We start from the raw sequence: 12,978 nt of genomic DNA, 5'->3' as shown, positions 1-12,978 counted from the left end.
CGCCTCGTCGAAGAGGTCGGCGTTGTACTCGAGCCCTCCGGAGATTTCGCCCTCCGTGCTCGCGAGCAGCAGCGCCAGGTCGAACTTGGCCGTGCCGCTGTCCACCTCCAGCGGGCGCAGGGTGCCCGCACCGCCGCCGCCTTCCCGTGACTGCTGGCGCGGAGTGTTCTGCAGCGCGAGCATCACCTGGAACAGCGGAGAGCGGCTCAGGTCGCGCTCCAGCTTCAGCTCGTCCACCAGCTTCTCGAAGGGGACGTCCTGGTGCGAGTACGCGCCGAGCGTGGTCTCCTTCACCTGGGCGAGCAGCTCGCGGAAGCGCATCTCGGGCGCCAGCCGCCCGCGCAGGGCGAGGGTGTTGACGAAGAAGCCGACGATGCCCTCCAGCTCGGTGCGCTGGCGGTTGGCGATGGGCGAGCCCACCACGATGTCGTCCTGGCCCGAGTAGCGCGACAGCAGCACCTGGAAGCCCGCCAGCAGGGCCATGAAGGGTGTGACGCCCTCGCGCTCGCACAACTGCTGGAGCGCGGCCGAAAGCGTCTCCCCCAGTCTCACGTGGACGACGCCACCGCGGTCCGTCTGCACGGGCGGGCGGGGCCTGTCGGTGGGCAGCTCCAGCGCGTGCGGCACGCCGTGGAGGTTGTTGCGCCACCACGCCACCTGCCGCGCCAGCGCCTCGTCGCGGAGCCAGCCGCGCTGCCAGGCCGCGTAGTCCGCGTACTGGAGCGGCAGCGGCGGCAGTGGAGACGGCAGCCCGCGCGAGAAGGCCGGGTAGAGCGCCCCCACTTCGCGCATGAGGATGCCGTTGGACCAGCCGTCGGAGACGATGTGGTGCACGGTGACGAGCAGCACGTGGGACTCGTCCGACAGCCGCACCAGCGTGGCGCGCAGCAGCGGCGCGAGCGTCAGGTCGAAGGGCTTCTGCGCCTCCGCGTACGCCTGACGCCGGGCCTCCTCGTCACGGCGGGCCTCGGGGAGGTTGCCCAGGTCCACGAAGGACAGCGTCAGCTCCGCGTCCGGGTGGACCTGCTGGACGGGCTCGCCCTCGTCCTGGGTGTGGAAGGTGGTGCGGAGCGCCTCATGGCGGCGGACCAGCTCCTGGAGGGTGCGGGTGAGCGCCTCGCGGTGCAGCGGGCCGTCAATCCGCGCGGCGAAGGGGATGTTGTAGAAGGCGCTGCCTGGCTGGAGCCTGTCGAGGAACCAGAGGCGCTGCTGGGCGAAGGACAGTGGCAGCGGGCCGGTGCGCGGCACTGGCACCAGCGGCGGGAGCTTCTCGCCGCCATGGGACTGGCGAGAGGACTCCACCCGAGGCGCGAGCGCGGCGATGGTGGGCGCCTCGAAGAGGGCGCGTACGGGCAGCTCCACTTCGAAGGCCCGGCGCATGCGGGAAACGACCTGCGTCGCCAGCAGCGAGTGACCGCCAAGGGAGAAGAAGTCGTCGGTGACGCCCACCTTTTCCAGGTGCAGCACCTCCGCCCAGATGCCGGCGAGCTGCGTCTCCGTAGGAGTGCGAGGGGCCACGTAGGTGACGCTGGTTTCGCTGCTGGCCTCGGGGGCGGGCAGGGCCTTGCGGTCGACCTTTCCGTGGGTGTTGAGGGGCAGTGCCGCCAGGAAGACGAAGGCGGAGGGCACCATGTACTCGGGCAGCGAGCGGAGCAGCGCGGTGCGGAGCGCGGCCGTATCGAGAGCGCCTCCCTCAGGCGTGACGAGGTAGGCGACGAGGCGCGGGTTGCCGGGGACGTCCTCGCGAGCAAGCACGACGGCGTGACTGACGGTGGGCTCCAGCTCCAGGGCGGCTTCGATTTCGCCCAATTCAATCCGGAAGCCGCGCAGCTTCACCTGGAAGTCGATGCGGCCCAGGTAGTCGAGCTCGCCGTTGGCGAGCCAGCGCACCTTGTCGCCGGTGCGGTAGAGGCGGCCACCGGCCACCGTACCGAACGGGTCTGGAACGAACTTCTCGGCGGAGAGCTCGGGGCGGCCGAGGTAGCCGCGAGCGACACCCGCGCCGCCGATGAAGAGCTCGCCGGGGACGCCGGTGGGCACCGGCTGCATGCGCTCGTCGAGGACGTAGACCTGCACGTTGGCCAGCGGGCCGCCCAGGGTGGGCCTGGAGGAGCCACGAATGGAGCGAGCGGTGGTGTCGACGGTGCACTCGGTGGGGCCGTAGACGTTGAAGCAGTGGATGAAGGGGTGGGCGGACAGCTTCGCCCAGAGGGCTTCGTCCACGGCCTCACCACCCACCAGCACGCGCAGTGGCCTGGAAGCCGCGAGCCCCTCTTCCAGCAGCAGGCGCAGGTGGGAGGGAGAGCAGTCGAGGACGTCGAGTTGGTGCTTCTCCACCCACGCCTTGAGCAGCGAGACGTCCTCACGTGCGGCCTGGGGCACGACGCAGAGGGCATGGCCGTCGGCCACCTGGATGAGTTGCTTCACCGAGGCGTCGAAGGCGAGAGGCGCGTTGAGGCTGACACGCAGTGCGCCATCGGCTCCGGCATACACAGCCGAAGCGAGGGCGGCGCGCAGGTTCATCACGGAGGAGTGCTGAACCATGACGCCCTTGGGGCGGCCGGTGGAGCCGGAGGTGTAGATGACGTAGGCGAGGTGCTCGGGCGAGGTGACGCGAGGCGGGTTGGCCTCGGACTCGCGCGAGAGCGTCTGCGTGGTGGAAGCATCGTCCAGGTAGAGAGGCTCCACACCGGAGCCCTCCATACGCTCGGTCAGGTGGCGCTGGGTGAGAGCCAGTCGAGCACCGCAGTCCTGGAGCATGAAGGCCAGGCGCTCGCGGGGGTAGGCGGGGTCCATGGGGACGTAGGCACCACCGGCCTTGAGGATGGCGAGGACAGCCACCACCATGTCTACGCCACGCTCCATGCAGAGTGCGACGCGCACCTCGGGGCCGACACCGCGCGAGCGCAGGACCTGCGCCAGTTGATTGGCGCGGCGGTTGACCTGCGAGAAGGACAGCGAAGCGGAGTCGTCGAGCACCGCGACGGCGTCCGGAGTACGCGCGGCCTGCACCTCGAAGCGCTCATGCAGCGCGCCGTCCCAGTCCGACGCGTGGCTCGTGTCGTTCCAGCGCACCAGCACCTGTTGGCGCTCGGACGCGGACAGCAGGGGCAATTCACCCACGAGCGTATCCGGCGTGGAGACCGCGGCCTCCAGGAGCGTGCCCAGGTGCTCCACCATCCGGGAGATGGTGGGGCGCTCGAACAGGTCGGTGCGGAAGCTCAGCGTGCCCGACAGTCCGTCCGGTGTCTGGCCCAGTGACAGCGTGAGGTCGAACTTCGCCGTCTGGATCTCCGCATCCACCGTGCGTAGCTCCAGCGATGACGCGCCCCCTGCTCCGCCCGGGACCTCCAGGGTGGCCGCCGGAGTGTTCTGCAGGACGAGCATCACCTGGAACAGCGGCGAGTGACTCAGGCTGCGCTGGGGCCGCAGCTCCTCGACGAGCTTCTCGAAGGGCACGTCCTGGTGCTCATAGGCGCCCAGGGTGGTGGCCCGCACCGTGGAGAGCAGCTCGCGGAAGGTGGCGCGCGGGTCCACCCGGGTGCGCAGCACCAACGTATTGACGAAGAAGCCGATGAGGCCTTCGGTCTCCGCGCGCGTGCGGCCCGCGATGGGCGAGCCCACGACGATATCGTCCTGGCCGGAGTAGCGGGCCAGCAGCACCTGCCACACGGCGAGCAGGGCCATGAATGGCGTGACACCCTCGTGCTGGCACAGCGCCTCCAGGCGCCTCATCAGCCCCGCGGGCACGTGGACCGGCAGGTGGACGCCACGGATGGACTGCACGGCCGGACGGGGCTTGTCGGTCGGCAGCTCCAGCACGGGCGCCGCGCCCTTGAGCTGCTGGCGCCAGTAGCCGAGCTGCTTCTCCAGCACCTCGCCGCGCAGGTACCCGTGCTGCCAGGCCGCGAAGTCGGCGTACTGCACCGGCAGGGGCGGAAGCCTCGGCTCGCGCCCGGTGGCGAAGGCGCCGTAGAACGCGGCGACCTCTCGCACCAGCACCCCCATGGACCAGCCGTCCGAGACGATGTGGTGCATCGTCGCCGCGAGCACGTGCTCCCCCGTGTCCAGCCGGAGCAGCAGGGCGCGCAGCAGCGGCCCCCGCGCCAGGTCGAACGGACGCTGGGTCTCCGCGATGGCCAGTTGCTCGGCCCGGGCCTCACGCTCACCCGCCGGCAGGGTGCTCAGGTCCATCACCGTCAGCGGGAAGGCGGCTGGCGGGAGGATGCGCTGCATGGGCGCGTCCTCGAGGGAGATGAAGACGGTGCGCAGCGACTCATGCCGCTCGACGAGCGCGGTGAAGGACTTCTCCAGCGCGGCTACGTCCAGAGCCCCGCGGATGCGCAGGACGGTGGGGAGGTTGTATGCCGTGTTGCCGGGCTCGAGCTGGTCGATGACCCACAGGCGCTGCTGCGCGAAGGACAGTGGCAGCGTGTCCGTGCGCGGCACCGGGAGCAGCGGGGGCGCCGCGGGGTTGTTCTCGCTCCGGACGGTCGCGATGCGCAGGGCGAGCGTGGCCACGGTGGGCGCCTCGAAGTAGGCGCGCAGTGGCAGCTCCACTCCAAAGGCGGTGCGCACGCGGGAGGCCAGCTGCGTGACGAGCAGCGAGTGACCACCCAGCTCGAAGAAGTTGTCGTGGATGCCCACGCGCTCCTGTCGCAGCAGCCCGGCGAAGAGGCCGGCCAGCACCTCTTCCGTCGGGTCCCTCGGCGCCACCGAGGTGCTCTCGTTCGCGAGGGCCGTCTCCGGTGCGGGCAGCGCCTTGCGGTCCACCTTTCCGTTGGGCGTCAGCGGCAGCGCCTCCAGCGGCACGAAGGAGGAGGGCACCATGTACTCGGGCATGCGCTCGCGCAGTGACGCCCGCAGCCCCGCGACGTCCAGCGTGACAGGGACGACATAGGCCACCAGGCGCTTCTGGCCCGGCACGTCCTCGCGGGCCACCACGACCGCGTCGTGGACGCCGGTGTGGGCGCGCACCGCGGCTTCGACCTCGCCCGGCTCGATGCGGAAGCCGCGCACCTTCACCTGCGAGTCCTGGCGGCCCAGGTACTCCAGCGAGCCGTCGTGCAGCCAGCGCACCTGGTCACCGGTGCGGTACAGGCGTGCGCCCGGCGTGGAGGCGAACGCATCGGGCACGAAGCGCTCGGCGGTGAGCGCGGGCCGGTCGAGGTAGCCGTGGGCAAGCTGCGCGCCGCCGATGAACAGCTCTCCCGGGACGCCCGGAGGCACGGGCCGCAGGTGGCCGTCGAGCACGTAGAGGCGGGTGTTGGCCACCGGCCGGCCGATGGGCACGGTGGTGCCGCGCTCCTGGCCCGTGGCGAGCGCGGACGTGGCGTCGATGGTGGTTTCGGTGGGGCCGTACAGGTTGACGAGCCGCGTCCGCGGGAGCAGCGCCCGCAGGCGCGGGGCCAGCTCGGAGGCCAGGGCCTCACCGCCGCAGAACAGCCAGCGCAGGTGCGTGGCGCCGCGCAGCCCTTGCTCCTCCAGCATGAAGCGCAGCATGGAGGGCACGACCTGGAGAACGGTGATGCGCTGGCGCACGACGCAGGCCACCAGTGCGGCCGGGTCGCGATGGGCCTCGGGTGGAGCGAGCACGAGCGGCGCGCCCACCATGAGCGAGGCCCAGCACTCCCAGACGGAGGCGTCGAAGCTCAGCGGCGTCTTCTGCAGCACCCTGTCCTCGGCGGTGAGGCCGAAGGCGGAGAGGAACCACGCCATGTGGTTGAAGAGGGCGCCATGGGGGATGACGACGCCCTTGGGCTGCCCCGTGCTGCCTGAGGTGTAGATGACGTAGGCCGCGTCGTCGGAGGTGACGGTGACGGCCGGTGCACCGGTGTCCTCGCGCGAGAAGGTGTCCCCGCCGGAGTCGAGGCACAGGACGTCCGTGCCCGCGGGCAGCAGGCCGAGCAGGGACTGCTGAGTGAGCAGCACGCGAGCGCCGCAGTCCTGGAGCATGAAGGCCAGGCGCTCGCGCGGGTAGTCCGGAGCCAGGGGCACGTAGGCGGCGCCGGCCTTGAGGATGCCCAGCAGGCCCACCACCATGTCGGGGGAGCGCTGTACGCACAGCGCGACGCGGTCGCCCGTGCGAACGCCTCGGGCACGCAGCGCATGCGCGAGCTGGTTGGCGCGCGCATCCAGCTGGCGGTAGGTGAGGCGCGCGTCGTCGGACTCCACGGCGAGTGCGTCCGGGGTGCGCCGCGCCTGCGCCTCGATGCGCTGGTGGACGCACGTGTCGCCGGGGAAGTCCGTGGCGGTGGCATTCCACTCCACCAGGACCTGGTGCCGCTCTGCCTCCGTCAGCAGGGAGACGGAATCCAGCGGGGCCTCGGGCCGGGAGACCAGGGCCTCCACCAGCACGCGGAAGTGCTCCGCCATCCGCGCGGCGGTGGCGCTCTCGAACAGGTCGGTGTTGTACCGCAGCGTGCCGCGCACACCCTCGGGTGTCTCCGCGAGGATGAGCTCCAGCTCGAACTTGATGGTGGGGTTCTCGACTTCCAGCGGGCGGAGTGCCAGCCCCTTGCCCTGGGCGGAGGCCGTGGGCGTGTTCTGCAGCGAGAACGTCACCTGGAAGAGCGGACTGCGGCTCATGTCACGGGTGGAGTGCACCTCCTCCACCAGCCGATCGAAAGGCACGTCCTGGTGGGCGTAGGCTCCCAGCGAGGACTCCTTCACCTGACGCAGCAGTTGGAGGAAGGACGCGCCGTCCTCCACCTGCGAGCGCAGCACCAGCGTGTTGACGAAGAAGCCGATGAGCCCTTCCAGCGACCCTCGTGGGCGGCCGGCAATGGGCGAGCCGACGGCGATGTCCTGCTGACCGGAGTAGCGCGACAGCAGCACCTGGAAGGCGGCGAGCAGGGCCATGAAGGGCGTGGCGCCCTCTTTCTGGCACAGCGCCTTGAGCGTCTTCGAGGTGCCGAGCGACAGCGAGACGGGCACGTCCGCCCCGTGGAACGTCTGCACGGGAGGACGAGGCTTGTCGGTGGGCAGGTCCAGGGTGGAGACACCGGAGAGCTGCTGCTTCCAGTAGCCGAGCTGGTTGTCCAGCACCGCACCTTGCAACCACTCGCGCTGCCAGACGGCGTAGTCCGGGTATTGGAGAGGCAGCGGAGGCAGCGGCGAGGGCCGGCCGTGCGAGAAGGCCTCGTAGAGGGCGGCGACTTCACGCACCAGCACGCCCATGGACCAGCCGTCCGAGACGATGTGGTGCATGTTGAGGGCGAGCACGTGCTCGGTGGCGCCCAGCTTCAGCAGTTGCGCGCGCACCAGCGGACCGGTGGCGAGGTCGAAGGGGCGCAGGGTGTCCTCGCGCAGCCGTCGCTCCAGCTCGGCGCGGGCGGCCTGGGGCTCCAGGCCACCCAGGTCCACGAATACCAGCGGCAGCTCGCCCTGGGGCGCAATGAGCTGGAGGGGCTGTCCCTCCTGCTGGGTGAAGGTGGTGCGCAGGGCTTCGTGACGGCGCACCAGTTCATCGAAGCCCCGCTGCAGGGCCGCGATGTCGAGCACGCCGTCCATGCGCACGAAGGCGGGCATGTTGTAGGCGGGGCTGCCGGGCTCGAGCTGGTCGATGAACCACAGACGCTGCTGCGCGAAGGACACGGGCAGCGCACCCTCGCGCGACAGGGTGACGAGCTCGGGCGCCTGCCGCGACTGTCCCGTCAGTCGGCCGGCCTCGATGCGCGTGGCGAGGGCGGCGATGGTGGGCGCCTCGAAGAGGGCGCGCAGGGGCAGTTCCACGCCGAAGGTGGAGCGGATGCGCGAGATGACCTGCGTGGCCAGCAGGGAGTGGCCACCCAGCTCGAAGAAGTTGTCGTGCGCGCCCACGAGCGGGACGCGAAGGACGTCGGCCCAGAGCGCGGCGAGTGCCTTCTCGGTGGGATTGGAGGGGGCGACGTAGGCCCCCGCGGAGGCGAGCAGCGCGGCGTCGGGGACGGGCAGGGCCTTGCGGTCCAGCTTGCCGTTACGCGTGAGGGGCAGGGCGTCCAGGCGCACCAGGGCGGAGGGCACCATGTACTCGGGCAGCCGCTGCTTAAGGGTGGTGCGCAGGGCGCCCAGGTCGAGCGACTCGGGCGCGGCGACGTAGCCGACGAGGCGCTTGTCGCCGGGGACGTCCTCGCGCACCAGGGCCACGGCCTGGGTGACGTCCGGGTGTGCGCGCAGGGCCGCTTCGACTTCACCCAGCTCGATGCGGAAGCCGCGCAGCTTCACCTGTGCGTCGGCGCGGCCGACGAAGTCCAGCACGCCGTCATCGCGCCAGCGGACGAGGTCTCCGGTGCGGTAGAGGCGGGCACCAGGCGCGTCACCGAAGGCGTCGGGGATGAAGCGCTCGGCGGTGAGCGCAGGCTGGCCGAGGTAGCCCCGGGCCACGCCGTCGCCGCCGATGAACAGCTCACCCACGACACCGACGGGGACGGGCTGGCCGTGAGCGTCCAACACGTACAGCCGGGTGCCGCCGATGGGCCCGCCGATGGGCACGGTGGAGCCCACCTGGTCCGCGCGCGTCACCGGATAGGACGTGGCGAAGACGGTGGTCTCGGTGGGGCCGTAGAAAGAGGTGACGGGCAGGCGCAGCCCCTCCACGGCGCGGCGCACGTGGGCAGGCGACACGATGTCGCCGCCTGTCATGACGTGCTTCACCGTGCCCGCGGTCAGGCCCGGCGGCGGGTTGTCCACCAATTGGGTGAACAGGCCAATGGTGGCCCACAGCGTGGTGATGCCCGAGGACTGGATGACGTGGCCCAGTTCTTCCAATGAGGCCGCGTGCGGGGGCATCACTACCAGGCGGGCGCCGTGCAGCAACGCGCCCCAGATTTCGAAGACGGAGGCATCGAAGTGGATGGGCGCGAACTGGAGGAGGACCTCGTCGGGCCCGAAGCGGGCGTAGTCGGCGGCGAGGAGGGTGCGCAGCACGCCGCGGTGGGTGGTGCCCACGCCTTTCGGGCGGCCCGTGGAGCCAGAGGTGAAGTCCACGTAGGCCAGCGAGTCGGGCAGGGCCACCAGTGACGGCGCGTGAGTCGGCTCGGAGTCGAGTGCGGCGTCCTCCAGCACGACGGTGGAGAGTCCGTCAGCGGGCAGCTTGGAGAGATTGGCGCGCGTGGTGACGAGGACCTGGGGAGCGGTGTCCTCCACCATGCCGGTCAGCCGCTCGCGCGGGTAGGACGGGTCCAGCGGCACGTAGGCGCCGCCGGCCTTGAGGATGGCGACGAGGGAGACGATGAGCTCCAGCGAGCGCTCGACGGCGAGCGCGACGCGGGAGTCGGTACCCACGCCCAGCCGGCGCAGGTGGTGCGCGAGCTGGTTGGAGCGCTCATCGAGCTGCCGGTAGGTGAGGCGCGAGTCACCGAACTCGGCGGCGACGTGGCCTGGGAAGCGGGCGACCACCTGCGCGAAGACCTCGGGCAGCGTGGCCTCACGCGGGTAGTCGGAGTCCTTGGCGCTCCAGTCGCGCAGCACCTGCCGGCGCTCCACCGGAGACAGCATGGAGACGGAGGCGAGCGGTGCCTCGGGCCGCGCGGCGAGCGCCTCCACCAGGACCTGGAAGTGGCCTGCCATGCGCAGGGCGGTGGCGTGCTCGAAGAGGTCGGTGTTGTAGCTCAGCGCGCCCTGGTAGCCGTCGGGCGTCTCCGAGAGGTTGAGCTGCAGCTCGAACTTGATGGTGGGGTTGTCCACCTCCACCATGCTCAGCGCCAGGTCCTGCTTCCGCAGCGCGGGCATGGGCGCGTTCTGCAGCGAGAAGATGACCTGGAAGAGGGGGCTGCGACTCATGTCGCGCGCGGGCTGGAGCTCCTCCACCAGTCGCTCGAAGGGCACGTCCTGGTGGGCGAAGGCGCCCAGCGAGGATTCCTTCACCTGGCGCAGCAGGTGGACGAAGGAGGCGTGGTCCTCCACGTGGGAGCGCAGCACCAGCGTGTTGACGAAGAAGCCGATGAGGCCCTCCAGCTCACCCCGCTGGCGGCCGGCGATGGGCGAGCCGACGGCGACGTCCTGCTGGCCGGAGTAGCGCGACAGCAGCACCTGGAAGGCACCCAGCAGGGCCATGAAGGGCGTGGCGCCCTCCTTCTGGCAAAGCACCTTGATGGCCTCGGACGCTGAGCGCGACAGGGTCACGGGCAGGTGGGCGCCGTTGAACGTCTGGACGGGCGGGCGGGGCTTGTCGGTGGGCAGCTCCAGGGTGGTGAGGCCGGAGAGGCGCTCTCGCCACCAGCCGAGCTGCGCGTCGAGCACCGCGCCCTGGAGCCACTGGCGCTGCCAGACGGCGTAGTCGGCGTACTGGATGGGCAGAGGCGGCAGCGGAGAGGGCCGGCCCTGGGCGAAGGCGTCGTAGAGGGCGGCGACTTCGCGCACCAGCACGCCCATGGACCAGCCGTCCGAGACGATGTGGTGGAGGTTGAGCGCCAGCACGTGCTCGGTGGAACGGACCTTCAGCAACCGAGCGCGCACCAGTGGACCGGTGGCGAGGTTGAAGGGACGGAGCAACTCGGCGCGCAGGTGCCGCTCCAGCTCGGCGCGGGCGGCCTCGGGCTCCAGGGCGCTGAGGTCCACGAAGTCCAGCGGCAGCTCGCCTTGCGAGGCGATGACCTGGAGGGGCTGGTCTCCCTGCTGGGTGAAGGTGGTGCGCAGGGCTTCGTGGCGGCTCGCCAGCTCCGTGAGAGCACGGCGCAGGGCCTCGGTGTGGAGCTCCCCTTCCAGGCGCACGAAGGTGGGCATGCTGTAGGAGGCGCTGCCCGGCTCGAGCTGGTCGATGAACCACAGGCGCTGCTGGGCGAAGGAGAGCGGCAGCGGCTCGGTGCGCGGCACGGGGACGAGCGCGGGCGCGGTTACCAGGCTGGAGCCGCTCGTGGAGAGGATGCGCTCGGCGAGGGCGGCGACGGTGGGCGCTTCGAAGAGCGCACGCAGGGGCAGCTCCACCTCGAAGGCCTTGCGCACGCGGGAGACAATCTGCGTGGCGAGCAGCGAGTGGCCACCCAGCTCGAAGAAGTTGCCGGTGACGCTCACCTTCTGTGCGCGCAGGACGCCTGCGAACAGCTCCGCGAGCCTCTCCTCGGTGGGGTTGCGCGGAGCCACGAAGTCCTCGGCGGAGGTCAGCGCGGCGTCCGGCGCGGGCAGGGCCTTGCGGTCCACCTTGGCGTTGGCGGTGAGGGGCAGGGCGTCCAAACGCACGAGGGCGGAGGGCACCATGTACTCGGGCAGCCGCTGCTTGAGGGCGGCGCGCAGCGCGGACACGTCGAGAGACTCGGGAGCGGCGACGTAGCCGACGAGGCGCTTGTCGCCGGGGACGTCCTCACGAACCAGGGCCACGGCCTGGGCCACGTCGGGGAAGGCGAGGAGGGCGGCTTCGACTTCGGCGAGCTCGATGCGGTAGCCGCGCACCTTCACCTGTGCGTCGGCGCGGCCGAGGAACTCCAGCACGCCGTCATTGCGCCACCGGGCCAGGTCGCCCGTGCGGTACAGGCGCGCACCCGGAACGCTGGAGAAGGTGTCGGGGACGAAGCGCTCGGCGGTGAGGGAAGGCTGGCCGACGTAGCCCCGAGCCACGCCGTCGCCGCCGATGAACAGCTCGCCCACGACGCCGATGGGCACCGGCCGGCTGGAGGCATCCAGCAGGTACACCCGCGTATTCCCGAGGGGCTTGCCGATGGGCACGGACGTGCCCACGTGCTCCACCGAGGTCATCCGGTGGGTGGACGCGAAGAGCGTGCTCTCCGTGGGGCCGTAGCAGGCCGTCACGGGGATGCGCAGCTCTTCGAGGACACGGCGCACGTGCGGCGCGCTCACCACGTCACCACCGGTGAGCAGTTGCTTGACGCCACGAAGGGCGGGGAGGTTGTGGTCCACCACCTGGGTGAAGAGGCCCGCGGTGAGGTGCAGCGTGGTGACGCCGTGCTTCACCAGCACCGACTCCAGCTCCTTCAAGTCAGAAGGAGAGTGGGGCGGGAAGACGACGAGCCGCGCGCCATGGAGCAGCGGCCCCCACAGCTCCAGCGTGGAGGCGTCGAAGGAGACAGGCGCGATGAGGAGGAAGGTCTCATCCGGACCGAGGTGCGCGTAGTCGTTGCCGAAGAGGGTGCGAAGCACGGCGGCCTGCGGAGTGCCGACACCCTTGGGCCTGCCGGTGGAGCCGGAGGTGAAGTCGATGTACGCGAGGCTGTGCGGCTGGGCTGTCAGGGGCGGCGCCGACGTCGGCTGCGCCTCCAGTGACACCTCTTCCAGCACCACGGTGGACAGGCCCTCGGTGGGCAGCTTCGCGAGCAGCGCGCGCGAGGTGATGAGCACGGAGGGACGCGCGTCCTCCACCATGGCGGCGAGGCGCTCACGCGGGTACGACGGGTCCAGCGGGACGTAGGCGCCGCCGGCCTTGAGGATGGCGACGAGGGAGACAATCAGGTCCAGCGAACGCTCCAGGGCAATGGCCACGCGCGAGTCGGTGGACACGCCCAGTCCGCGCAGGTGGTGCGCGAGCGGGTTGGCCCGTTCATCCAACTGCCGGTACGTCAGCTTCGCCTCACCGGATTCAACCGCCACCTTGTCGGCATGACGGGCCACGGCCTGCTCGAACACCTCGGGCAGGGTGGAGGCGCGCGGGTACTCGGTGGCGGTGTCATTCCACTTCACCAACACCTGACGACGCTCCGCCTGCGTCAGCATGGACACGGACGCGAGGGGCGCGTCGGGCCAGGCCACGAGCGCTTCCAGGAGCGTGCGGAAGTGCTCGGCCATCCGGTCGATGGTCGCCGGCTCGAACAGGTCCGTGTTGTAGCCCAGCGAGCCCTGGTAGCCCTCCGGCGAGTCCGAGAGGTTCAGCTCCAGCTCGAGCTTCACCGTGGCGTTGGTCACCTCCAGCGGGCGCAGCGCCAGCCCCGGCATCTTCACGCCCGCGGTGGGCGCGTTCTGCAGGGCGAAGATGACCTGGAACAGCGGGCTGCGGCTCGTGTCGCGCGTGAGCTTCAGCTCGTCCACCAGCTTCTCGAACGGCACGTCCTG

1 protein-coding gene (cut by both window edges) is annotated in these 12,978 nt (G+C 70.8%); it reads right to left on the bottom strand.

Every position in this 12,978-nt window falls within one protein-coding gene, locus tag OV427_RS07290, for a non-ribosomal peptide synthetase (protein ID WP_267855381.1), read on the bottom strand. The gene is 47,568 nt long; 15,489 of those nucleotides lie to the left of the window and 19,101 to its right, leaving coding positions 19,102-32,079 in view — codons 6,368 (complete) to 10,693 (complete); reading right to left, the first codon wholly in view occupies positions 12,976-12,978. Both codon boundaries (start and stop) fall beyond the window edges.

Origin of the sequence: Pyxidicoccus sp. MSG2, assembly GCF_026626705.1 — a bacterium.
Taxonomy (GTDB): domain Bacteria; phylum Myxococcota; class Myxococcia; order Myxococcales; family Myxococcaceae; genus Myxococcus.
The sequence above is the reverse complement of the archived record's forward strand: the minus strand, read 5'-3'. Positions and strand labels throughout refer to the sequence as shown.